We start from the raw sequence: 22,002 nt of genomic DNA on the forward strand, positions 1-22,002 counted from the left end.
CTCTGCCGAACACTCGTCGAGCGGAGCCTCCCAGCGCCCACCACGCGTCCGTCGCCTCGGAACCTCGAGTGCGCTCGTCTTCGCCGGACTTCTCGTGTTCCTCCTCTCGGTCGGGGTGGCGATCACGTTGGGCCCCGCGGACATCCTGATCGTCAACGTGCGCGACATCGTGGCGAATCACCTCGGCCTCGCCGACATCCCCGTGAAGGCATCGAAAGACGCGATCGTGTGGGAGGAGCGTCTGCCACGGGCCTTCGTCGCGGCGGCATGCGGTGCAGGGCTCGGGATCTGCGGGGTCATCATGCAGTCGCTTCTGCGGAACCCTCTCGCCGACCCGTTCATCCTCGGAATATCGTCAGGCGCCTCGACCGGCGCTGTCGCCATCGGGATCCTGGGGCTCGGTGGCGCGACGATCGGCTTGTCGGGGGGAGCTTTTCTCGGAGCGCTCGTCGCGTTCGGGCTCGTCCTGTTGCTCGCCCGCTTGTCCGGCGGCGGAAATGACCGCGTCGTGCTCGCGGGGGTGGCAAGCACACAGCTGTTCTCGGCCCTGACCTCGTTGATCATCTTCGCCTTCGCCGATTCGGATGAGACACGAGGTGTGATGTTCTGGCTGCTCGGATCGCTGGAGGGGGTGCGCTGGGACGATGCAGCGCTGTCAGCGACCGTGGTCGCAGCGGGCTCCCTCCTTTGCCTCCGCTACGCCCGCACGCTCGACGCATTCACCTTCGGTGATGACGTCGCAGCCTCACTCGGCATCCATGTGACACGAACTCGGGCCGTCCTGCTCGTGACGACTGCTCTCATCACCGCGACCCTGGTGAGCATCGCAGGCGCGATCGGCTTCGTCGGCCTCGTGCTCCCGCACGCCGCACGGCTGATCGCCGGTGCTCGACACTCGCGTCTGATCCCGGCTACCGCGATCATCGGAGCCATCTTCATGGTGTGGGTCGATGCCGGTTCACGGGTCGCGTTCTCCCCGACACCGCTCCCGGTCGGGGTCGGGACAGCGCTCGTGGGCGTCCCGGTGTTCATCGCCCTGCTGGCACGGAGAAGAAGACGCCCATGACTCTCCGAGCCGAGAACGTGTCGTGGAACCGTGGCGGAACCCTCGTCGTCGACGGGGTGACTCTGCACCCGGAAGCCGGGCAGACCGTCGGCCTGCTCGGACCGAACGGCTCGGGCAAGTCGTCGCTCCTGAGATTGCTGCACGGCCTCGTGCGGCCGACCGCCGGACTCGTCACACTCGACGGGGTCGACCTCACCGACGTTCCGAGGCGACGCATCGCGAGATCGGTGGCGTCGGTGACACAGCACGCCGACACCGACGTGGACATCACCGTTCGCGATGTCGCTCGTCTGGGTCGCATCCCGCACCGCTCGGCACTGGGAAGCGCCACCCACGCCGATGAGGCAGCGGTGGATCGAGCACTGGCGCACGTCGGGCTGATGCAGCAGGCTGATCGGCTCTGGCACACCCTTTCAGGAGGAGAACGCCAACGCGCGCAGATCGCCCGCGCCCTGGCGCAGGAACCTGCCGAACTGCTTCTCGACGAGCCGACGAACCACCTCGACATCCGGCACCAGCTCGAGCTGCTCGACCTGGTGTGCGCCTTGCCGATCACCACTGTCATCGCCATTCACGACCTCAATCTCGCGGCGATGTACTGCGACACCATCGTCGTGCTGCGCGAGGGGCGCGTGGTGACCGCAGGAACGCCGCTCGAGGTGCTGACGGCAGAGTTGATCCGGGAGGTCTACGAGGTCGCGGCCGACGTCGAACTCGGTGTCGGAGGACGCCCCGCCATCACGTACCGACGACAGAGGTGATGTAGTCACACCCGCTCGGGCGTAGCTGCCGGCCCCTCGATGGTGACGTGTGGTTCCCACGCCGGGTGCCGGAGGGCCGGGCAGTGTTCAGGCGCGGGGTTGTGAGCGATGTCGATGATGAGGTCCAGGGCATCGCGGGCGGCGGTGAGCCCCTCGATGGCGCCGGTGATGCGGTCGCGTTCCGCTGCCAGCAGGGCGAAGGCCTCAGGGGAACCGTGTCCGGTGTCGACGCAGGGCAGCAGTTGCGCGATCGTGCGGCTCGGCACCCCCGCGGTGAAGAACTGCTGAACGAGTCTGACGCGCTCAACGGCCGACGCGGCATATTCGCGCTGTCCGCTCGGCGTGCGCTCCGAGGCGAGCAGCCCCTGCTCTTCGTAGTAGCGGAGCGCCCTCGTGCTGACCCCTGCCTGACGTGCGACCTCGCCGATCCGCATCCGTTCCTCCGTGTTCGTGACTGGGACTTGACCTTGACGTCAACGTCAAGTTCTAGCGTAGTGGTGTCGGCCCGACCGGGCCGGACAGCGCACAATCCCAGCGAAGCAAGGAACCCATGAACGTCACCGACCAGATCGCCCTCGTGACCGGAGCAAACCGCGGAATCGGCCGTCAGTTCGTGCTCGAACTGCTCGAACGCGGTGCCCGAACCGTGTACGCGACCGCCCGCCGCACTGACACGCTCGACTTCGATGACCCGCGCGTGGTGCCGGTGCGGCTCGATCTGCTCGACCACGACTCGATCGTCGAGGCGGCCGGCGTGGCACAGGACGTGACTGTCATCGTGAACAACGCGGGGATATCCACGGGTGCAGGCCTCGTGACCGGCGACCTGCCGGATCTTCGCCGCGAGATGGACACCCACTTCTGGGGCACCCTCGACGTGATCCGCGAATTCGCCTCCGTCCTCTCCGCGAACGGCGGGGGTGCTGTCGTGAACGTGCTGTCGGCGCTGTCGTGGTTCTCGTCGCCCGGTGCCGGAGGGTATGCCGCTGCGAAGGCTGCGGCGTGGAACATGACCAACGGGGTTCGGCTGGAGCTCGCCGGTCAGGGAACCCTCGTGCAGGGCGTGCTCCTCGGCGCCGCCGACACGGACCTCATGGCGAACTACGACGGACCCAAGATCGATCCCCGCGACGTGGCCCGCCAGTCGCTCGACGGCCTCGCGGCCGGCTCGATCGAGGTGATCGTCGACGACTGGACCGCGATGGTGAAGGCATCGCTCGCCGGGGACCCCGCTGCGTTCTACGCCAAGATGTCAGAACTGCTCGGCGCCGCCTGAGGTCGAGTCTGCGCCGGCTCGCGATCGGCGGAACGCCCGGCTGAGAGCATGATGCGCCCTGCCTCGGGAGACCTCGCCTCGACAGCGAGTGATGTCCGTTGTCTCCGAAGGGCCTGGCGGAGGCCCATGTGGCGGCGGTCGTGGGTTTTCGCATGAGCAGCACGCAGGTGGAGACTGGTGGCATGACAACCCCCCGCGTCGTCTCGGTCAGCAGTGATGACGAGCACCGCTTCACCAAGCCCCGCCGTGAGGCGATCACCCTCGTCGCCGGCCTGGGGGTGGAGGGGGACGCGCATTTCGGCGCGACGGTGCAGCATCTCTCCCGGGTTCGACGCGACCCCACGCAGCCCAATCTCCGACAGGTTCACCTCATGCATAGAGAACTGTTCGATGAGGTCGACGCGGATGTCTCCCCGGGTGAGCTGGGCGAGAACATCACCACCGAGGGGATCGATCTGCTCGCCCTCACCCGAGGAACGCTGCTGCGGCTGGGGGCGGACGCCGTGGTCGAGGTGACGGGGCTGAGGAACCCGTGTCTGCAGATCGATCGATTCGAGTCTGGTCTGCTGAAGCAGGTCGTCGGGACCGACGCCCAAGGTCGCACGGTGCGCAAGGCGGGAGTGATGGGCGTCGTGCTCGCCGGCGGTGTCGTGAGACCCGGCGATCCGATCGTGGCGGAGACCCCTGCCGGAGTCGGTGAACCACTCGCTCCCGTGTGAGCGCTCGATCCGGCCCGGATCTTCCGGGACGCTCCAGGTCTCAGCGGAGGATGCCTTTCCGTCGGGCTTCCGAGACCGCGGCGGTGCGTGAGCTGACGTCGAGCTTCGAGAAGATGTGCGCGAGATGCGACTTCACGGTCGTCTCGCTGACGAAGAGCTGTTCTGCCACCTCGCTGTTCGATCGCCCGGCGGCGACGAGCTCGAGCACCTCGATCTCGCGACTGCTGAGGCTGACGCGGGGTGCGCGCATGCGGTCGAGCAGGCGAGAGGCGATCACCGGCGCGAGCGCGCTCTCTCCGGCTGCCGCCGCGCGCACGGCGGCGGTCAGCTCATGCGGTGGGGCGTCTTTCAGCAGGTAGCCGCTCGCGCCGGCCTCGACGGCGCCGAGGATGTCGGCATCCGAGTCGTAGTTGGTGAGCACGAGAACGTAGGGCGGAGCCTCGAGCGCACGGATGCGTCGCGTCGCGTCCACGCCCGTGGCCTGGGACTGCGAGCCGAACTGCAGATCCATCAGCACCACGTCGGGATTCACGCGCTCGGCGCAGGCGACGGCCTCGTCAGGTGTCGACGCTTCTGCGACGACCTCCAGGTCCGGTTCGAGGCCGAACAGGGCGGTGAGGCCCGCGCGGACGATGGGGTGATCGTCGGCGATGACGAGGCGGATCATGCGAACTCCGTCAGGGGGAGGTCGACGGTGAGTGTCGTTCCTCGTCCTGGTGCCGCATCGATCTCGAGCCTCCCGCCCAACTGCTGCACCCGCTCAGCGGTGGCGCGCAGACCGAAGGAATCCGACTTCTCGGCGGTCCCCGGTGCAGGAATCTCCGCATCGAACCCGGTTCCGTCATCGTCGACGGTGAAGTGGAGGTGGTCGCCCTCGATGCCGATCGTGACCGTCGCCGTCTTCGCGTGGGCGTGCTGGATGACATTGGCGATCGCACCCTGCGTGATGCGCAGCAGCGCCGTCTGCAGGTGCATGGGCAGGACGAAAGCGTCGGACACCCGCACCCGCACGTCGAGCCCCTGCGTCGCCCACTGCGTGCGCGCCAGTCGGCGCAGCGCCCCGCCGAGGGTCTGGTCGTCGAGCTGGGGAGGCGTCAGCTCGCGGATGAACCGCCGCGCCTCGACGAGGTTCGCGGCAGCTGTCTCGCGTGCGAGTCGGATGTGCTCGATCCCCGGGCGCGTGTCGTCGGCGCGTTCCGCGGCATGCAGCAGCATCTGGATGCTGGAGAGTCCTTGCGCGAGCGTGTCGTGGATCTCGCGGGCGAGCCTGGCGCGTTCTGCGAGAACACCCGATTCGTGCTCGCGCGCGGCAAGCTGCCCGCGGGTCGCGAGGAGCTCACTGACCAGCGCCTCGCGCTGCTGCGCCTCCCTCGCGAGAGCCTGGTATCCGAGGCCGATCAGGAGGGCGACGGCGGCGCCGACGAACGGACCGACGACGCCGCCGACGCTCCACCCGCCGTGGATGCCGAGTGCGCAGACCGCGATGATCGTCGCCGCGAGGATCGCGGCGGATCCCGCCCAACGCCCCAGCAGATGGAGGAACAGGAAGAACAGCGGGAAGACGAGGTAGGCGGCATCGGCACTCACCCAGAGCAGCCCCAGCCATTCCGCCGAGAGCAGGGCCAACCAGATCAGTGAGATCAGCCGTCGCCCGGCGGACAGACGCGTGAGCAGCAGACCGGACGCGTAGGTCGCGGCGACGATCACGGCGAGGACGATCGCGGTGATGCTCGAATCCGACGGGTCGAGCACCGCACGGGCGATGACGACCCCCGTCAGGGCGAAGAAGAGAACGTGAAGACCCGTCCGCAGACCCACGAACACCGGGGTCAGAGCGGTATGCGCCATGGATCGAACTCTACGCCGACGCACCGAGCGGCCGCATCGTCCGAAAGGACGATCGAGAGGTCCTCATCCTGGGTGCGAAAGCCCGTCCCGGCGGCCGATGACCACGACGGCGTCGACGGCGAAAGTGGAATGGTCGCCGCATCGGAGACAGGAAAGGCTCATCATGTTCGTCGCATTACGCGATCTCCGCTTCGCCAAGGGGCGATTCATCCTCATCGGCTCCGTCGTCGCCCTCATCACCCTTCTCGTGGGATTCCTCAGCGGCCTGACGGGAGGCCTCGCCATCCAGAATGTCTCGGGTGTGCTCGCGCTCCCCGCAGACCGCATCGTGTTCTCCTCCCCTTCGGGCGGCGACGATGCGGCGAGCTTCGCCGACTCCACGATCACCGAGCAGCAGGCGAAGGACTGGGCGGCGACGGCCGGCGTGACCGACGCGCGCCCCCTCGGCGTCAGCCAGACTCGCGCCGAGACCGATGACACCCGTGCCGCGATCGCGGTGTTCGGTGTCGAGCCCGGCTTCGACGCCGGTGCGCCCTCCGGGGACGGGCAGCTGCGCCTGTCGGTGCCCGCTGCGGATGCGCTCGGCGTGAAGGTCGGAGCGCAGATCGAGATCGCCGGCGTCTCCTACGACGTCGAGACGGTCGAGGGGGACGCGTGGTACAGCCATACGCCCGTCGTTCAGATGACCCTGCACGACTGGCAGGCCTACTCGGCATCCACGGGAAACCCCGATGCCTACGCCACGGTGCTCGCTGTCACGGGTGCCCCTGATTGGGCTGCCGCGGATGCCGCGAACGACACGATCTCGGAGACGACCCTCGGATCGCTGACGGCGCTGAGCGCCTTCCGCTCGGAGATCGGTTCCCTCCTGCTCATGGTGGCGATGCTCTTCGGCATCTCGGGACTCGTCATCGGGGCCTTCTTCACCGTGTGGACCATGCAGCGCAAGGGCGACGTCGCGGTCCTCAAGGCGCTCGGCGCGAGCACGCCGTCCCTGATCCGCGACGCGTTGGGTCAGGCGCTGATCGTGCTGGTGGTGGGCATCGGCATCGGTCTGGGGCTCGTCACCGTGCTCGGCCTGCTCGCCGGCACCGCCCTGCCGTTCCTGCTGAGCCCGATCACGACCCTCCTTCCCGGCGCCATCATGATCGCCCTCGGCCTCGCAGGCGCCGCCTTCGCCCTGCGCTCCGTCACGTCCGCCGACCCCCTCACAGCACTAGGGAGCAACCGATGATCCGTCTGAACCACATCACCCTGACCTTCCCCGACGGTGATTCCCGGGTGACCGCCGTGGACGGCGTCTCTCTCACCGCCCACCCCGGAACCGTCACCGGCATCACGGGTCCCAGCGGCTCGGGCAAATCGAGTCTGCTGGCCGTCGCCGGCACCCTCCTGCGGCCGGACTCCGGTGAGATCCTCATCGACGGCAGCGACGTCACGGCCCTCGACCCGGCTGAGGCGACGCGTCTCAGGCGGGACCGTATCGGCATCGTCTTCCAGCAGCCCAACCTCATCCCGTCGTTGACCGCCCGCGAGCAGCTGAGCGTCATGAACGAGCTCGGGGCGCCGCACAGCCGGCGCGATCGCGCCACGGCGGCAGCTCGCGCTGATGAACTGCTCGCCGCGGTCGGCCTCGCCGAGCACGGCCACAAGAGGCCGCACCAGCTCTCCGGAGGACAGCGTCAGCGAGTCAACATCGCACGAGCACTGATGAACGATCCGAGTGTTCTCCTGGTCGATGAGCCGACCAGTGCCCTCGATCAGGAACGCGGCGCCAAGATCATCGATCTCATCCTGCGGCTCACCGACGAACGGAACACCTCGACGCTGCTCGTCACGCATGATCTCGTGCATCTTCCGCGCATGCACGGGGTGCTGCACCTCGTCGACGGTCGTGTCGTCGACGCCGCCGCAGTTCCGACGCGCTGAGAGCCGACTACTCGCCGGAGCTCTGCTTGAACTGACGCTCCCAGTCGCGCAGCTCGCTGCGACCGATGAGCGAGTCGAGCGACACCTGGAACAGCAGTCCCTTCCGGGCATTGACCTGCTTGATGTTGTCGACGATCTGGGTGGTCACCGATGACAGTGCCTCGCGCACCTCGGCGATGCGCTCGTCGGGGGCATCCCAGAGGTCCGGCCGGGTCAGCAGGTCGAGCAGGTAGTCGCGATCCAGCGCCGCGACCAGACGGGCGAGCTTGTCGGAGTACTCGGCTTCGGCCAGCACGCTCTGATCCTCGCCGGCCTTGGCGTCGAGCCGGATGAACAGCTGCTCGACGTGCGAGGCGAGGGCGTCGATCCCCGCGGCGGTCTCGGCCGCCACCGGGCTGCCCGGCACTGCGGCGTAGTCGGCGCGGAGTTCACGCAGGCGGTTCACTCGCAGACGGATGCCGGCGGGCACCGGATCCGTCGAGGCCGGGGTCGTGCGACGACGTCGACGGGCGATCAGGCCGAAAGCCGTCACTGCGGCGGCGACGAGCACGACGCCGCCGATCACGAGCGGGATCACGGGGTTGGCGGCCAAGGCGCCCTCGCCCGATGAAGTCGGCATCTCGGCAGAGACCTCCTGCACCGTCTCGACGAGCTTTTCTTGGAGATTCGCCCCCGACGACTCGTTCTCGTTCGCGATGCGCAGGGCGTCATCGCTGGGAATCGCCGCTGAGGCCGCCTGCAGGTCATCCCCGATCGCGACGATCACGGTCTTCTGGCTCGAGCCCGCGGCGAGCTGATCGAGGATGTAGGTGTTGTACGGGGTGTCGCGCGCAGCATCCGCGGGGAGCACGACCACCGCGATCGAGCCGTCGCCCGGGACGACGCCGGAGAGCGCGTCGGCAATGGCTTGGCCGCCTGACACATCCGGGTCGACGTAGATGTTCTGCCCGGATATGCCCTGGACGGCATCATCGATCCAGGGATTGTTCGATGCGGAGAGAAACGGCATCGTGACCCTCAGAAGTTGTTGATCACGGAGGCGAACACGAGGTCGATCCGCTCGGCGTCGGAGGCGTCGAAGAGCTGGCCGCCCGTCACGTCTGCGATCCGCTGCAGCGCAGACGTGTCGGCGCCCTCTCCATACGCGATCGGGAATATACGCACGGGAGCGTCGTCACCGCCCTCCTTCGTGCTCTTGCCGATCTTTGCGATGAGCGAGTCGAGCGAGATGCTCGAGTCGGTGTCCTCGCCATCCGACAGGACGACGATCGCGTTGATGCGCCCTGGTTCCGCGCGCTCGCTCATCGCCTCGTACGCGAGCAGGATCGAGTCGTAGAGCGGCGTGCCGTTGCGCTGCGCGTACCGGAGGTCGTCGAGCGAGGAGTCGAGCTTCTCACCGTCGGATCCGAGTGCACTGACATCACGCAGAACCTGGATGCCCTCGCCCTCATCGGAGGAGATGCCGGTGGTGAAGGCCCAGACGCCGATCTCATCGGTCGAGCGGAAGTGGTTCAGGGTCGACTGCGCACCCTCGATCGCCCCGTCGAGGCGCGAGCGTCCGTCGCCGATCGGGTCGTCCATGGACCCTGAGATGTCGATGAGCTCGAGCACAGATGAGGGCTTGCGCACCTGAGTCCACTGGTCGATGGCCGTCGAGATCACGTCGACCTCGGGCTTCGGCAGGGTGATGGCGGGCTGCGCGGGATCGACGCCGAACTTCGCGGTGAACAGGTCGCCCAGCGGCACCGACTCGTCGAGCGGGCGGAACCCGTACTCGGGAAGGATCTTCTGCGCCGCGGTGGTCTGCACGAACTCGGCGAACGCCTCGCCCGCGGTGCGCTGCTCGGCGGTGACCCAGTCCGCACCGAGCACGGTGATCGGGTTGTCCGACCACATGGAGCCGCCGGCGGGATAGACCGCCACGAGCTTCGTCTTCGGCGGGGTCAGGGTCTCACCCGGCTGCACGGTGTGCGAGTCGGGGTTTCCCTGGTTGTAGTTGAGCAGCGACGTCTCTTCCAGCGCGACGGCCGAGACGTAGGCCGAGCCGTTCGAGCCGTTCTGCGTCTCGTCGTAGAGCGTCGAGAGCACGTTGCCGGTCGTGTCGCCGTAGTGGATGACGCACTCCTCGAACACGCGGGAGAAGTCGGCCGATGCCTCCACATCCGCCGAGGTGAGCCCCTCGGCCTTGCCTGTCGCCTCATAGGACTGCATGAGGATCGTCGAGAGGCCCGTGGTGGAGGTGTTCGGGTTCGTCTTCGAGATCTTGAACGCACCCCAGATGTCCTTGCCGACGCTTCCCCATCCGGCGGGGTCCTGGCAGAGGTTCTCGAGGTCCGTGATGCTGATCGGGGTAGTGGGCCAGCCGAGCGCGGTGGCCATCGGCTCGGGCATGCCGAACACGACGGGCGTGCGGGTGAATGACTTCGGCTCGCCCACGAGGCCGGGCGACGCGGCTGCTGCGACGCGGTCGGTCCAGACGGTGGATGCCGGAGACCAGAGTGTCGGCCACAGCGACCTGTCGTCGCTCGGCCAGTCGTCGCCCGAGGTCAGAAAGCGCGTCGCGTTGCCCGAGGAGACATTGGTCGGCCGCACCGTGGCGCAGGTCTCGAGCCCCTCGTGCTCGGGCGAGTCCTTGAACGCCTTTGCCAGCTCGTCGAGCATGTTGACCTTCTCCGACGAGGTCGCGACCGCGATGTGCGTGCAGCCGTCGTCGGGGAAGCCCTGTCCGCCGTCGCTCGTGGTGCCGTTCTCGCCGCCACCGACGGTGCAGGCGGTCAGAGCCAGGGCGACGATCGCCGCCATGGCGAGGGCGGCGGGTGTCCGTCGTGCGTTGCGGGGCGCGCTCATGCGCCTAGGCTACCCAGGTATCGCCCCCGCGATCACGGATCGGTCCGATCCTGTGACCCGCCCGATCTCGTGGCCAACCCGATCCGCGGACCTGCCCGATCCGGTGACCTGCGAGGTACGCTCGCTCGTGTGGGGCGGATCACGACGCGGAGACCGATTCTGAAGCTCACCCTCGGCGAGGGTGCGAGCCGTCGCGCCGACACGCTGGCCGTCGAGGAGCCGCTGGAGATCCGCGTCGCGGGCTCGCCGCTCGCTGTCACGATGCGCACTCCGGGGCACGACGTCGAACTGGCGGCCGGTTTTCTCGTGTCCGAGGGGATCATCGCGCAGGCATCCGACTTCCACTCGGCGATCCACTGCGGCGGCCCGGGCACCGGCGGCCAGGAGAACACCTACAACGTGCTCGACATCAGCCTCGCGCACGGAGTCGCGCTCCCTGAACCCGAGGCCGCGCGGCGTTTCTACACGACCAGCTCCTGCGGGGTGTGCGGCAAGGCGAGCATCGATGCCGTGCGCACCGTGTCGCAGCATCCGATAGCCGAGGGCGACATGCGGATAGAGCCGGAGCAGATCGCGGCGTTCCCCGACCGGCTGCGCGCCGAGCAGGCCGCATTCGACAAGACCGGCGGCCTGCATGCGGCCGCGCTGTTCGACGCCGACACCGGCGAGATGCTCGTGCTGCGCGAAGACGTCGGTCGGCACAATGCGGTCGACAAGGTGGTGGGCTGGGCGCTGCTGAACGACAGGCTTCCCCTGCGCCGGCAGATCCTGCAGGTCTCGGGGCGGGCGAGCTTCGAGCTTGTACAGAAGGCGGCGATGGCCGGTATCCCGCTGCTGAGTGCCGTCTCTGCTCCGTCTTCGCTTGCCGCCGAGCTGGCTGACGAGTCGGGGGTGACGCTCGTCGGGTTCGTCCGAGGGCGATCGATGAACATCTACACGCACGCGCATCGGGTGCGTGTCGACGGCCTGGGGATCGGCGCATCCGAGCCCGCCGCGGAGGGAGCCAGCCATGCTCGATAGCCAGGGAACCTCGGGCACCGCCTTCGGGCTGATGCCGGTCGAACCGCGCCAGGGCGGGTACGGCCCCCGCACCGATCGGTCGTGGTCGCGCAAGCCCTACGGCCACCCGGCCGCCGGGTGGGGTGCGGCGGTGTCGGTGGGGCGCGTGGTGCTGGATCAGCGCGAGCCGATCGCCGGTCCGCTCGCGATGCTGCAGATGAACCATCCCGTCTCGGGCTACGACTGCCCGGGCTGCGCGTGGCCGGACGATCTCGGCAACCTCACGCTCGACATCTGCGAGAACGGCATCAAGCATGTGACGTGGGAGATGACGCGCAAGCGCGTCGACCGTCGCTTCTTCGCCGAGCACACGGTCACCGAGCTCGCCACCTGGACGGATTTCGACCTCGAGGATCAGGGGCGCCTGACCGAGCCGATGACCTACGACGCGGTCACCGATCACTATGTGCCGATCTCGTGGGACGACGCGTTCGCGCTCGTCGGCGACGAGCTGCAGAGCCTCGAAAGCCCCGACGAGGCGGCCTTCTACACATCGGGCCGACTCAGCAATGAGGCCACGTTCCTGTACCAGCTGATGGTGCGGGAATACGGCACGAACAACCTGCCCGACTGCTCGAACATGTGCCACGAGGCCTCGGGCCGGGCGCTCAAGGCGTCGATCGCCACGGGCAAGGGCACGGTCGACATGCACGACTGGGACGACTGCGACGCCCTCTTCGTGCTCGGCGTGAACGCGGCATCCAATGCTCCGCGCATGCTCACGGCGCTGGCGGATGCCGTGAAGCGCGGCGCCCAGGTCGTGCACGTCAACCCGCTCGTCGAGGCCGGCGCCACCCGCACGATCGTGCCGCACGACTTCGTCGACATGGCGCGCTTCAAGGCGACCGGCACGAGCACCATGAACCTGCAGGTGCGCCCCGGTGGCGACCTCGCGCTGATCCGCGGCATGTCGAAGGTGGTCTTCGAGGCCGCCGCCGTCGACCCGTCGGTTCTCGACACCGAGTTCCTGGGTGCTCTGACCCGGGGCGTGGAGGAGTACCGCGCGCTGGTCGAGGCGACGCCGTGGGCAGACCTGGTCACGCAGTCGGGGCTGACGCAGGAGCAGATCCGCGCAGCCGCGGCCGTGTACCTGACCGCGGAGCGCACGATCATCAGCTGGTGCCTCGGCGTCAGCCAGCATGAGCACGGCGTCGACACCGTGCGCGAGATCGTCAATCTGCTGCTTCTGCGGGGCAACATCGGCCGCCAGGGTGCGGGGCCCTCACCGATCCGAGGCCATAGCAATGTGCAGGGCAATCGCACCTGCGGCATCGATCACCGGCCGACGGATGCCTGGCTCGATCGCCTCGCCGAGGTCTGCCGCATCGATCCGCCGCGGCATCCGGGGCTCGACACCGTCCGCACCATCGAGGCGATGCATGACGGACGCGTGAAGGTGTTCGTCGGCATGGGCGGCAACTTCGTGCTCGCGGCCCCCGACACCCCGTTCACGGCGCAGGGGCTCGAGAAGTGCCGCCTCACCGTGCAGGTGAGCACCAAGCTCAACCGCAGCCACCTCGTGCACGGCGAGAAGGCGCTGATCCTGCCCTGTCTCGGCCGCACCGAGCGCGACCAGCAGACAGAGGGTCCGCAGGGTGTCACGGTCGAGGATGCGATGAGCATGGTGCACCTCTCGATGGGGCGCAAGCAGCCGGCATCCGCATATCTGAGGTCGGAGCCGGCGATCATCGCCGGGATGGCCAAGGCGACGCTGCCCCACACGGCCACGCCCTGGGATTGGTACGTCGGAGACTACGCCCGCATCCGCGACGTGATGGCGAAGGTGCTGCCCGGGTTCGAGGGGTTCAACGAGCTCGTGAGCGACAGGCACGGATTCCGGATCCCGCAGCCGGCCAGGGAACGGGTGTTCCAGACGCCGTCGGGCCGTGCGGAGTTCTCGCACGCACCGCTGCCCGACGTCATCCCGGAGTCGGCCGAGACCCTGGTGCTGCAGACCGTCCGATCGCACGACCAGTGGAACACGACGATCTACTCGAACGACGATCGCTACCGCGGGGTGAAGAACCTCCGTGAACTCGTGTTCCTGCACGAGGACGACATGCGCGACCGCGGGCTCGTCGAGGGCGACCTCGTCGACATCGTCTCGACCTCGAAGGACGGCTCGACGCGGATGCTGACCGCGTTCCGTGCCGTGCCCTACGACCTTCCGCGCGGCAGCGCCGCCGGCTACATGCCCGAGATGAACGTGCTGATCGGCCGCAAGGACTTCAGCGTGCAGAGCGACCAGCCGCTGATGAAGAGCATCCAGGTGACGGTCTCGCGCACCGGTTCGTGACCGCGATCGCCGCGGGCTGATCCCGGTTCGGCGAATCCTGCCGTGGTCAGGCGCCGCTGTCGGGGGTGGTCGCGAGCAGCGCGGGCTCCTCGACCGCGAAGTCGATGGAAGCGATGTGCATCTGTCGCTCGGAGTGATCCGCATTCCATGCGTGGAACGCGATGCGGTCGCCCCCGTCGGGCCCGACGACGAGCGAGTTGTGACCCGGGCCGATCAGCGAGGCACCCGACGAGAGAAGGGGAGGCGCCGTCGGCGGTGCGGCGACCCACGGGCCGAGCGGGCTCCCTGACGACGCCCAGGACACCGCGTAGCCGGGCCCCGTCCATGCGCCGCCGGAGAACGTCATCCAGTACCTGCCCTGCCTGCGCACCACCGCCGGACCTTCGAGCGTGTGCCAGTCGAAGGTCTCGCCGTACATCGGGCGTTCTCGTTCGTAGATCTGCCAATCGGCGTAGGGCTCGAGCACGCCCTGCGTGTCGTCGAGCTGCGCCGGCCCGGGCAGGCGGGCGACAGCGAGATGCGTGCCGGGTCGCTCCGCGTCGAGCACGTCACGCGCGAAGTACAGGTACCACTGCCCGTCAGCGTCGTGGAACGGGTGCGGATCGATCGCGAAGGTCTCGTGAGGCGTGAGATCGACACCCAGATCGTGGAATGGACCCGTCGGCTCGGCCGCGCGGGCGACGCGCAGGTGATGACCGCTGATGCCGTGCCCGACGGAGTAGTACATCCACCACGAGCCGTCGCGGAAGCAGACCTCCGGCGCCCAGTACTCGTCTCCCTTCTCGGAGTCGAGCCGCATGAGCGCCAGACCGGCACTGCGCCACGTCTCGAGATCGTTCGAGAGCAGGACCTCGATGACTCCCGCGGTCGACGTCGCCCTCGGGTTCGTCCCGTACGCCGCGTAGGTGTCGTCGGGCAGACGCAGCACGAAGGGGTCGGCGAAGTAGCCGGGATGCACGGGGCGATGCCCGGCCCCGTCGGCCCGCCCCCGGACGCTCACTCCCACGGCTGGGATCCTCTCGGACCGACCATGATCGCGCGCAGCTCGTCCACGGGGAGCTTGGGGACCCGGTCGGCGCCGACGAGGCCGTTGGTCTCCTGCAGGGTGTCGGTGAGCTGCGTGTAGCAGTACCCGGCGAGGGCGGTGCTGTCGTGGATACCGTCCATCAGCGAGTTCAGTCGGTCGCGGAAGTCGCTGTCGGAGCTGGCGCTCGTGTAGCCCCAGGCATGGTCGGTGCGGTGCACGTCGAACGAGATGCCGCCGAACTCCGTGAGCATCACCGGCGCATCGTCGACGTCGCCTGTGAGCACGAGTCGTCTGCCCGCGGGCCCGACGCCGGTGATCATCTCGTCGATGGCGGCGCGGTCCTTGTATCGGACGCCCATCACCTCGCCGTCGCCCTCGTAGTCGTGGATGGCCACGATGTCGGTGGCGGCCTGCTCCCACCCGTCGTTCGACACGACAGGGCGAGTGGGATCGAGGGCCTTCGTCAGGTGCACGAGCGCCAGAGCGTGATGCAGCATGCGGCTGTCGTGCGCGATGTGCTGCACGCCCCAGCTCTCGTTCAGCGGCACCCAGGTGACGATGGAGGGATGCGAGACGTCGCGGTGGACGACCTCCATCCACTCGCGCACCGTGCGCTCGACGGCCGTCGGTGTGAAGGAGAAGACGGCGGGCGCCTCTGCCCAGATCATGAGCCCGAGCCGGTCGGCCCAGAAGAGGAACCGCGGGTCCTCGAACTTCTGGTGCACCCGGGCGGCGTTGAACCCGAGTTCCTTGATGAGCTCGACCTCTTGGCGCAGGGCGTGCGCCGACGGGGCGGCGAGATGGGTGTCCGGCCAATATCCCTGGCTGAGGACGGAACGGACGAACCGCGGCTTGTCGTTGAGCAGGAAGCAGCGCCGATCGACGCTCGTCGAACGAAGCCCGAGGTACGACGACACGGTGTCCAGGGGTGCCCCGTCATCCGATGTCCGGATGACGGCGTCGATGAGCCGCGGGTTCTCCGGCGACCACACCAGCTCTTCGTACGCTTGTCCGTTCGCCTGGCTCGGAATCGGGATGTCGATCTCGATCTCGGATTCGCGAGCGAGAGTCGAGGCGCGTGCCAGCAGGGTGTCACCATGACGCAGTTCGACGTCGACCACGCACTCGGATGCCGGCGTGGTGGTGAGACCGATGCGCGCATGCACGCGTCCTGACGGCAGATCCGCGCGCCAGTGGATCCACTCGATCGCCGGGCCGGCGGGTACGGATTCGAGCCAGACGGGCTGCCAGATTCCGCTCGTCCGGTGGTACCAGATCGCATGGGGCTCGTCGCGCCAGTCCTGCTTGCCGCGGGGCTGGGCGACATCCGTCGCCCGGTCCTCGACCCGCACCACGACATGGCCCCCGCCGTCTCGCTCGAGAGCGTCGGTGATGTCGACCGCGAACGGCGTGTGCCCGCCTTCGTGCGAGCCGACCCGCTGCCCGTCGACCCAGACGACGGCGCGGTAGTCCACTGCCCCGAAGCGGAGGATCAGTCGGCGCCCGTCACGATGCCCCGCGGCCAGCACCTCGTCGCGCGTGAGTGCGCGGTGGTACCACAGCGCCGTGTGCGGACGGGGGTCGCCGATTCCCGACGCCGACGACTCGGGCGGGAAGGGCACCACGATCGAGGCGTCGAAAGAGGGATTCGCGAACCACCTCTCTCGGATGCCGCGGTCGTCGTCGTCGACGGCGAAGCCCCACCGGCCGGTCAGGTCGCTCCACTCGCTCCGGACCAGCTGAGGGCGCGGGTAGGTTCCGTCCCCCTGGCTCGCGATGGGCGGGAGTGGCGGATCGATTCTCAGCATGCAGTCCAGCATGCATGATTTATGCAGCGCTGTAAACCACGCGGAATTCGAGTCCGAGCGCGACATGCGGCCCGATCACGGAGCGGACGGCGCGCTCTCGCGGACGGCCAGCCGGTAGCCGACCAGCTCGTGGCGTCCGGCCTCGGAGAACCCGGAGATCCGCTCCGTGAGCATCTCGACGGCCCGGCGGGCGAGCTCGTGCAGATCGGGGGCGATGGTGGTGAGGCTCGGGAAGGTCACCCGGCTCAGCTCGATGTCGTCCCAGCCGGTGACGGCGACGTCGTCGGGAATGCGGCGACCGCGCTCGTGCAGCGCGCGCAGGGCGCCGATCGCGGCGAGGTCGTCGCGGCAGACGAGGCCGTCGAAGTCGGCACCGGCGTCGAGCGCGCGCCCGACGCCCTCGACCGCTCCGGACGGCGAGATCTCTCGGCTGGGGAACAGCAGGAGGGGGTCGGGTCGCAGGCCCGCATCCTCCAGGGCCTGCTGATAGCCCGCGATGCGCTGCAGCGAGGTCGACGACATCTCGTGCGTCTCGTGGCCGGCGAAGCCGATCCGCTGCCTCCCCAGCGACACCAGGTGCGCAGTGGCGGTACGAGCGGCTTCGAAGTTGTCGATCATGACGCGATCCACAGGGAGGGGTGCGGCCCCTTCTCCGAGGATCACCATCGGCAGGTCGCTGCGGTGGCGCGAGATCTCGGCCGACGACATCGCGGAAGGCTGGAACAGGATGCCGTCGACCATCCCGGACTCGGAGCTGGTGAGCACGGCGCGCTCGCCCTCCAGCGTCCCGTCGGTCTCCTCGAGCAGCACCCGGTAGCCCGCCTCGCCGGCCGCCGCCGAGACGGCGCGGGAGAGCTCGGCGAAGTACGGAAGGGCGACGTTCGCGAAGGCGAGTGCCAGCAGACCTGTCCGGCCGGTCGCGAGGCGTCTGCCCATGAGGTTGGGGCGGTAGTCCAGCTCGTCGATCGCGCGCTGCACGCGTTCGCGCGTCGATGCGCTCACGTGCTCGTACCCGCGCACCACATTCGACACGGTCTTCATCGAGACGCCGGCGAGCTCCGCGACGTCCTGCAAGCGCACACCCATGCGGTCTCCAATTGGTCGCTACGTCGTCAACCGCGATACTACCTTGACAACAAAATTCTAGCGCTGTAAATTGCGAGCACGGCTGGGGTATCCGGTCATCCCGCTCCGGTGCGCCGGAGTCACTCAAAGGAGAGCAATCACATGAACAGTCCATGGGCTCGCCGAGCGATAGGTGCAGGCATCGCACTCGCCATCGGCATCACAGCATCAGGGTGCGCGGCGTCGGCCGGCACCGGTGGGGGCGGCGTCTCCGGCGACGGGGAGTACACCGGCCCCGATGTCGAGATCACCTTCTGGCACGGCTGGACGGGTGGAGCAGCCCCCAAGATCGTCCCCGAGCTCATCGAGGAGTTCAACGCGGAGCACGACAACATCACGGTGAAGGCCGTCCCGCAGGAGTGGGCGGACATCACGGCGAAGATGCCGCTCGCCATCAAGGCGGGCAAGGGGCCGGACGTCGCCGTGCTGCACGGAGACGACCTGGCCACGTATGCGGCGCAGAACCTGCTGCTCGACTCCGGCGAGATCATCGACGGGCTCGGATACGCCGCGGAGGACTTCCCGCCGACCGTCTTCGACAAGGGCAACTACCAGGACACCCAGTACGCGGTGCCGTGGAGCGTGACGCCGCTGGGCCTGTTCACGAACAAGTCGGTGCTCGCGAAGGCCGGCATCACCGAGATCCCCACCGACGAGGCGTCGTATCTGGCCGCACTCGACGCGCTGAAGGGTGCGGGCGTCCAGGGCGAGTGGGTCGACGGCTACGTCTTCACCGGCACGTTCGAGTTCCAGAGTCTGATCTGGCAGTTCGGCGGAGACCTCTACAACGACGACGTCACCGAGGCCACGTTCAACTCGGAGGCGGGCGTGAAGGCCCTCACCTGGATGACCGACATGGTCGACAAGGGGTACAGCCCCGCGAACGTCGCACAGGACGGCAACATCAAGGCGCTCATCGCCGGCGACACCGCATTCAACTGGAACGGCGTCTGGCAGACGACGAACACCGCCTTCGACGACCTCGACTGGGCGCCGGCACCCGTGCCGCAGATCGGCGACGAGAAGGCAGTCTGGTCGAGCTCGACCCACTGGGTGTTCCCGGCCAACAAGGGCCAGGACGCGAACGAGACGGCGGCCGCGTCGGTCTTCGTGAAGTGGATGAACGACAACTCCCTCGGATGGGCCGAGACGGGCGAGCTTCCTGCCGCGAACTCGGTGCGCGAAGACCCCGAGCTGCTCTCGACCTACCCCAACCTCGCCCCGTTCATGGAGCAGCTGGAGTACGCCCACTACGAGACGGTCTCGCCGGGGATCTCCGAGGTCAACGCGCAGATCACCCTCGCGCTGAACGAGGCACTCACCGGCAAGAAGGATCCGAAGACCGCGCTCGACGACGCCGCGGCCAAGGCCGATCAGATCCTCGAACAGAACCGGGCCAAGTACGGTGACTGAGACAGCCACCCTCGTCGCCCCCCAGCGCAGCAGCGCTGGGGGGCGACACCCGCGCAGACCTGCGGGTTCCGCATCCTCCCGGCGCAAGACGCTCACCGCGTATCTTTTCCTCGCTCCGTTCCTCGTGCTCTTCCTGACGTTCGTCGCCGGCCCCGGGATCTTCGGCATCTGGATGAGCCTCACCAACTGGAGCCCCTTCCGCGACGTGCAGGAGTTCGTCGGATTCCAGAACTACATCGATCTGTTCACCCCGGGCAACGTGCTCTCCAGCGACTTCTGGAAGTCGATGAGCGTCACCGGGATCTTCATCGTGATCAGCGTGCCGTTCCTCGTCGTCATCCCGCTTCTCGTGGCGATCCTGCTGAACCAGCGCATCCGCGCGGCCACGACGTTCCGCACGATCTTCTTCGCGCCCTATGTGCTGGGCGTCGCGGTCATCGGCGTGATCTGGGGCTACATCTTCGACACGCAGTCCGGCATCCTCAACCATCTGCTCGGCGTGGTCGGGCTCCCCTCGGACGTCCCGTGGACGGTCGACGTCCCCTGGGTCTGGGTCTCCATCGTCGGTGTGACCGTCTGGTGGACCATGGGACTCAACACGATCATCTTCCTCGCCGGCCTCAAGGGCATCAACGGCGACCTCTATGAAGCGGCCGCCCTCGACGGCGCCGGAGCGATGCGGAAGTTCTCGAGCGTCACCCTTCCGGGACTCCGCCCGGTGATGACCTTCATCACCACGACCACGATCCTCGCGTCGGCGAACATGTTCGGCCAGTCCTACCTGCTCACGAAGGGCGGCCCGGGCACAGAGACGCGAACGGTGATCATGTACATCGCCGATCAGGGGCTCTCGCAGAACAACATGGCACCGGCTGCCGCCATGAGCTACATCCTGTTCCTCGCGCTCGCGATCGTCAGCGTGATCAACTTCCGGCTGCAGCGCGAACGAGTCGAGAAGGCATCATGACCACAGCACTGACCCGTCGCCCGTCCGCCCGCCGCACGTGGGGGCGCGTCGCCCTCTATGCCGCGCTCATCGCGCTGGCTCTCGTGATCGTCCTCCCTCTTCTGTGGATGCTGATCACGTCGTTCAAGACCGATGCCGATGCGATCAGATCGCCGTTCTCGCTGCCGGACCCGTTCTCGATCGAGGCCTACCAGAGCCTGCTCGGCTCGGGAGAGCAGCCGATCTTCCTCTGGCTCTGGAACAGCTTCGCCGCCGCGACCCTGCAGACCGTCCTGATCCTCGTGACGGCGTCGATGGGGGCGTATGCACTGGCTCGGCTCGAGTTCGCAGGCAAGAGGATCATCTTCGGCGTCATCATCGCGACGCTCCTCGTTCCTCCGGTGGTCTTCCTCATTCCGAACTACCTGATCGTGCAGAACCTCGGCTGGCTCGACACGATCTGGGCCATCACGGTGCCCGGCGCCGCCGGTGCCTTCGGCATCTTCTTCCTGCGACAGTTCTTCGTCGGGCTGCCGCCCGAGATCGAGGAAGCCGCGCGGATCGACGGTGCCGGCGACATCCGCATCTTCGTGCAGGTGGTGCTTCCGCTCGCTCGACCCGCCCTGGCGACTCTGGCGGTGCTGTCGTTCCTCGGCAACTGGAACGACTTCCTCTGGCCGGTGTACGTGCTGCTGAGCCCCGAGAACCTCACGCTGCAGCCGGGACTCAGCCAGTTGCAGGGTGCCTACTCGACGCACTTCGCGATCGTCATGGCAGGAGCGGTGATCGCATCCGTCCCCGTCCTGATCCTCTTCGCGATCGCGCAGCGGCAGATCGTCGAGTCCGTCGCCGGATCGGCGGTCAAGGGGTGACCCAGGTCGCGAAGAAGCTCGCCTCCGCGGTCGCCGTGAGCATCATCCTCGCTCTGGGCGTCGGTGTCGCGGGATGCTCCGGCGAGGCCGAGCCCGAGCCCGAGGCGACCGTGGAGCGGGCGCCCTTCCTCATCGATCAGGATTTCGCCGATCCCGACGTCGTCCACGGCGACGACGGGTACGTCGCCTTCGCCACCGAGAATCAGGGCGCGAACGTGCAGTTCGCCACCTCGACCGACCTGGTCACATGGGACGTCTCGACCGATGACGCGTTGCCGGTCCTTCCGGCATGGGCGAGCGCAGGGCGGACCTGGGCGCCGGACGTCTCGGAGCGAGCCGACGGGAGCTTCGTGATGTACTTCTCGGCCGAGCACGCCGACTCCGGGAGGCAGTGCATCGGATCCGCCACCTCCGACTCGCTCACAGGCCCCTATGTCGCTGTCGGCGCGGAGCCGATGATCTGCCCGCTCGAAGAAGGTGGGGCGATCGACCCCGCCGCCTTCGTCGACGACGACGGGACGCGGTTCCTCCTGTGGAAGAACGACGGCAACTGCTGCGAGCTCGACACGTGGATCCAGATCGCGCCCGTCTCCGTCGACGGCACCCAGCTGGCGGGACCGGCGACCCGATTGGTCATGCAGACCGAGGCCTGGGAAGGGCATCTGGTGGAGGCGCCGGTGCTGGTCGAGCGCGACGGCACCTACGTTCTGCTCTACTCGGCCAACGATTACGGCTCCGAGGGCTACGCGATCGGAGCGGCGACGTCCCCGTCGCTGCTCGGACCCTACGAGAAGCTGCCGGACCCCGTCCTCTCCACCTCGTCCGCCGACGACCGCTACATCGGGCCGGGGGGACAGGACCTCGTCTCCACACCCGACGGCGATGTGCTCGTCTTCCACGGATGGGACGACCTCTTCATCTACCGGGGTCTCGCCGCCCTGCCTCTGGATTGGGAGGGCGCCCTGCCCTCCGTTCGACTCCCGACCACCGACTGACGCCGGCGAGCAGGC

Annotated in this window: 20 protein-coding genes; 12 read left to right on the forward strand and 8 right to left on the reverse strand. The window is 68.0% G+C overall.

Annotated elements, in window-relative coordinates:
• The first annotated feature begins 94 nt into the window (after positions 1-94).
• A complete protein-coding gene (locus tag MRBLWH13_RS16350) occupies positions 95-1,066 on the forward strand; it encodes an iron chelate uptake ABC transporter family permease subunit (protein ID WP_341958341.1) in 972 nt (323 codons plus the stop codon).
• The gene (locus MRBLWH13_RS16355; RefSeq protein ID WP_194764430.1) at positions 1,063-1,827 is read left to right on the forward strand and encodes an ABC transporter ATP-binding protein; all 765 of its coding nucleotides are present in this window, start codon (positions 1,063-1,065) and stop codon (positions 1,825-1,827) included. Before MRBLWH13_RS16350 ends, MRBLWH13_RS16355 begins: the two co-directional genes overlap by 4 nt.
• A 5-nt stretch (positions 1,828-1,832) precedes the next feature.
• Here the strand turns inward: MRBLWH13_RS16355 and MRBLWH13_RS16360 are convergent, their stop codons facing one another.
• On the reverse strand, positions 1,833-2,261 hold the full coding sequence (locus MRBLWH13_RS16360; protein WP_341955970.1) for a MerR family transcriptional regulator: 429 nt from the start codon (positions 2,259-2,261) through the stop codon (positions 1,833-1,835).
• Between the two features lie 116 nt (positions 2,262-2,377).
• On the opposite strand from MRBLWH13_RS16360, the gene MRBLWH13_RS16365 reads away from it, so the two are divergent.
• Both MRBLWH13_RS16365 and MRBLWH13_RS16370 read left to right on the forward strand, forming a co-directional pair.
• Positions 2,378-3,103, forward strand: a complete 726-nt coding sequence (locus MRBLWH13_RS16365; protein ID WP_341955971.1) for an SDR family oxidoreductase — start codon at positions 2,378-2,380, stop codon at positions 3,101-3,103.
• A gap of 182 nt (positions 3,104-3,285) precedes the next feature.
• A complete protein-coding gene (locus MRBLWH13_RS16370; protein WP_341955972.1) occupies positions 3,286-3,822 on the forward strand; it encodes an MOSC domain-containing protein in 537 nt (178 codons plus the stop codon).
• 40 nt (positions 3,823-3,862) lie between these two features.
• Here MRBLWH13_RS16370 and MRBLWH13_RS16375 read toward each other — a convergent pair whose 3' ends face one another.
• Both MRBLWH13_RS16375 and MRBLWH13_RS16380 read right to left on the reverse strand, forming a co-directional pair.
• Entirely contained in the window at positions 3,863-4,489 is a 627-nt protein-coding gene (locus tag MRBLWH13_RS16375; protein ID WP_341955973.1) for a response regulator transcription factor, read from the reverse strand.
• The gene (locus MRBLWH13_RS16380) at positions 4,486-5,670 is read right to left on the reverse strand and encodes a sensor histidine kinase (protein ID WP_341955974.1); all 1,185 of its coding nucleotides are present in this window, start codon (positions 5,668-5,670) and stop codon (positions 4,486-4,488) included. Before MRBLWH13_RS16380 ends, MRBLWH13_RS16375 begins: the two co-directional genes overlap by 4 nt.
• Positions 5,671-5,833: 163 nt before the next feature.
• Here MRBLWH13_RS16380 and MRBLWH13_RS16385 point away from each other — a divergent pair, with 163 nt between their 5' ends.
• Complete coding sequence (locus tag MRBLWH13_RS16385; protein ID WP_341955975.1) at positions 5,834-6,904, forward strand: ABC transporter permease; 1,071 nt, start codon at positions 5,834-5,836, stop codon at positions 6,902-6,904.
• A complete protein-coding gene (locus tag MRBLWH13_RS16390) occupies positions 6,901-7,599 on the forward strand; it encodes an ABC transporter ATP-binding protein (RefSeq protein WP_341955976.1) in 699 nt (232 codons plus the stop codon). The genes MRBLWH13_RS16385 and MRBLWH13_RS16390 overlap by 4 nt, the downstream gene beginning before the upstream one ends.
• Before the next feature lie 7 nt (positions 7,600-7,606).
• On the opposite strand, the gene MRBLWH13_RS16395 is transcribed toward MRBLWH13_RS16390, so the two are convergent.
• Together MRBLWH13_RS16395 and MRBLWH13_RS16400 are read right to left on the reverse strand one after the other, a co-directional pair.
• Positions 7,607-8,608: a hypothetical protein gene (locus tag MRBLWH13_RS16395; RefSeq protein WP_341955977.1), complete on the reverse strand. Its 1,002-nt coding sequence runs from the start codon at positions 8,606-8,608 to the stop codon at positions 7,607-7,609.
• Between the two features lie 8 nt (positions 8,609-8,616).
• Positions 8,617-10,446, reverse strand: coding sequence for a substrate-binding and VWA domain-containing protein (locus MRBLWH13_RS16400; protein ID WP_341955978.1), 1,830 nt, complete (start codon positions 10,444-10,446; stop codon positions 8,617-8,619).
• 129 nt (positions 10,447-10,575) lie between these two features.
• Between MRBLWH13_RS16400 and fdhD the strand changes: the two genes are divergently transcribed.
• Together fdhD and MRBLWH13_RS16410 are read left to right on the forward strand one after the other, a co-directional pair.
• Positions 10,576-11,466 carry a formate dehydrogenase accessory sulfurtransferase FdhD gene (gene fdhD, locus MRBLWH13_RS16405; protein WP_341955979.1) on the forward strand — a complete coding sequence of 297 codons (891 nt, stop codon included), beginning with the start codon at positions 10,576-10,578 and terminating at the stop codon, positions 11,464-11,466.
• On the forward strand, positions 11,456-13,801 hold the full coding sequence (locus tag MRBLWH13_RS16410; RefSeq protein ID WP_341955980.1) for an FdhF/YdeP family oxidoreductase: 2,346 nt from the start codon (positions 11,456-11,458) through the stop codon (positions 13,799-13,801). The genes fdhD and MRBLWH13_RS16410 overlap by 11 nt, the downstream gene beginning before the upstream one ends.
• Before the next feature lie 46 nt (positions 13,802-13,847).
• Here MRBLWH13_RS16410 and MRBLWH13_RS16415 read toward each other — a convergent pair whose 3' ends face one another.
• The 3 genes from MRBLWH13_RS16415 to MRBLWH13_RS16425 all read right to left on the reverse strand — a co-directional run bounded on the left by MRBLWH13_RS16415 (position 13,848) and on the right by MRBLWH13_RS16425 (position 17,722).
• The gene (locus tag MRBLWH13_RS16415) at positions 13,848-14,807 is read right to left on the reverse strand and encodes a glycoside hydrolase family 43 protein (RefSeq protein ID WP_341955981.1); all 960 of its coding nucleotides are present in this window, start codon (positions 14,805-14,807) and stop codon (positions 13,848-13,850) included.
• The gene (locus MRBLWH13_RS16420) at positions 14,798-16,636 is read right to left on the reverse strand and encodes a glycoside hydrolase family 2 TIM barrel-domain containing protein (RefSeq protein ID WP_341955982.1); all 1,839 of its coding nucleotides are present in this window, start codon (positions 16,634-16,636) and stop codon (positions 14,798-14,800) included. The genes MRBLWH13_RS16415 and MRBLWH13_RS16420 overlap by 10 nt, the downstream gene beginning before the upstream one ends.
• Positions 16,637-16,711: 75 nt before the next feature.
• Entirely contained in the window at positions 16,712-17,722 is a 1,011-nt protein-coding gene (locus tag MRBLWH13_RS16425) for a LacI family DNA-binding transcriptional regulator (RefSeq protein ID WP_341955983.1), read from the reverse strand.
• 141 nt (positions 17,723-17,863) lie between these two features.
• Between MRBLWH13_RS16425 and MRBLWH13_RS16430 the strand changes: the two genes are divergently transcribed.
• Genes MRBLWH13_RS16430 through MRBLWH13_RS16445 form a run of 4 tightly spaced genes read left to right on the forward strand, consistent with a single transcriptional unit; the run spans position 17,864 to position 21,987 of the window.
• Complete coding sequence (locus tag MRBLWH13_RS16430; RefSeq protein WP_341955984.1) at positions 17,864-19,174, forward strand: ABC transporter substrate-binding protein; 1,311 nt, start codon at positions 17,864-17,866, stop codon at positions 19,172-19,174.
• Positions 19,167-20,141 carry a sugar ABC transporter permease gene (locus tag MRBLWH13_RS16435; protein ID WP_341955985.1) on the forward strand — a complete coding sequence of 325 codons (975 nt, stop codon included), beginning with the start codon at positions 19,167-19,169 and terminating at the stop codon, positions 20,139-20,141. Before MRBLWH13_RS16430 ends, MRBLWH13_RS16435 begins: the two co-directional genes overlap by 8 nt.
• The gene (locus tag MRBLWH13_RS16440) at positions 20,138-20,992 is read left to right on the forward strand and encodes a carbohydrate ABC transporter permease (RefSeq protein WP_341955986.1); all 855 of its coding nucleotides are present in this window, start codon (positions 20,138-20,140) and stop codon (positions 20,990-20,992) included. Before MRBLWH13_RS16435 ends, MRBLWH13_RS16440 begins: the two co-directional genes overlap by 4 nt.
• Entirely contained in the window at positions 20,989-21,987 is a 999-nt protein-coding gene (locus tag MRBLWH13_RS16445; RefSeq protein WP_341955987.1) for a glycoside hydrolase family 43 protein, read from the forward strand. The genes MRBLWH13_RS16440 and MRBLWH13_RS16445 overlap by 4 nt, the downstream gene beginning before the upstream one ends.
• Positions 21,988-22,002 lie beyond the last annotated feature (15 nt).

It is taken from the genome of Microbacterium sp. LWH13-1.2 (assembly GCF_038397735.1).
GTDB lineage: Bacteria > Actinomycetota > Actinomycetes > Actinomycetales > Microbacteriaceae > Microbacterium.

What these genes read in the sequence shown, in the direction of transcription:
- MRBLWH13_RS16375 (WP_341955973.1), bottom strand. Translation starts at nt 4,489, where the DNA reads ATGATCCGCCTCGTCATCGCCGACGATCACCCCATCGTCCGCGCGGGC.
- MRBLWH13_RS16355 (WP_194764430.1), top strand. Translation starts at nt 1,063, where the DNA reads ATGACTCTCCGAGCCGAGAACGTGTCGTGGAACCGTGGCGGAACCCTC.
- MRBLWH13_RS16400 (WP_341955978.1), bottom strand. Translation starts at nt 10,446, where the DNA reads ATGAGCGCGCCCCGCAACGCACGACGGACACCCGCCGCCCTCGCCATG.
- MRBLWH13_RS16365 (WP_341955971.1), top strand. Translation starts at nt 2,378, where the DNA reads ATGAACGTCACCGACCAGATCGCCCTCGTGACCGGAGCAAACCGCGGA.
- MRBLWH13_RS16385 (WP_341955975.1), top strand. Translation starts at nt 5,834, where the DNA reads ATGTTCGTCGCATTACGCGATCTCCGCTTCGCCAAGGGGCGATTCATC.
- MRBLWH13_RS16440 (WP_341955986.1), top strand. Translation starts at nt 20,138, where the DNA reads ATGACCACAGCACTGACCCGTCGCCCGTCCGCCCGCCGCACGTGGGGG.
- MRBLWH13_RS16380 (WP_341955974.1), bottom strand. Translation starts at nt 5,670, where the DNA reads ATGGCGCATACCGCTCTGACCCCGGTGTTCGTGGGTCTGCGGACGGGT.
- MRBLWH13_RS16430 (WP_341955984.1), top strand. Translation starts at nt 17,864, where the DNA reads ATGAACAGTCCATGGGCTCGCCGAGCGATAGGTGCAGGCATCGCACTC.
- MRBLWH13_RS16425 (WP_341955983.1), bottom strand. Translation starts at nt 17,722, where the DNA reads ATGGGTGTGCGCTTGCAGGACGTCGCGGAGCTCGCCGGCGTCTCGATG.
- MRBLWH13_RS16410 (WP_341955980.1), top strand. Translation starts at nt 11,456, where the DNA reads ATGCTCGATAGCCAGGGAACCTCGGGCACCGCCTTCGGGCTGATGCCG.
- MRBLWH13_RS16395 (WP_341955977.1), bottom strand. Translation starts at nt 8,608, where the DNA reads ATGCCGTTTCTCTCCGCATCGAACAATCCCTGGATCGATGATGCCGTC.
- MRBLWH13_RS16390 (WP_341955976.1), top strand. Translation starts at nt 6,901, where the DNA reads ATGATCCGTCTGAACCACATCACCCTGACCTTCCCCGACGGTGATTCC.
- MRBLWH13_RS16370 (WP_341955972.1), top strand. Translation starts at nt 3,286, where the DNA reads ATGACAACCCCCCGCGTCGTCTCGGTCAGCAGTGATGACGAGCACCGC.
- MRBLWH13_RS16360 (WP_341955970.1), bottom strand. Translation starts at nt 2,261, where the DNA reads ATGCGGATCGGCGAGGTCGCACGTCAGGCAGGGGTCAGCACGAGGGCG.
- MRBLWH13_RS16420 (WP_341955982.1), bottom strand. Translation starts at nt 16,636, where the DNA reads ATGCTGAGAATCGATCCGCCACTCCCGCCCATCGCGAGCCAGGGGGAC.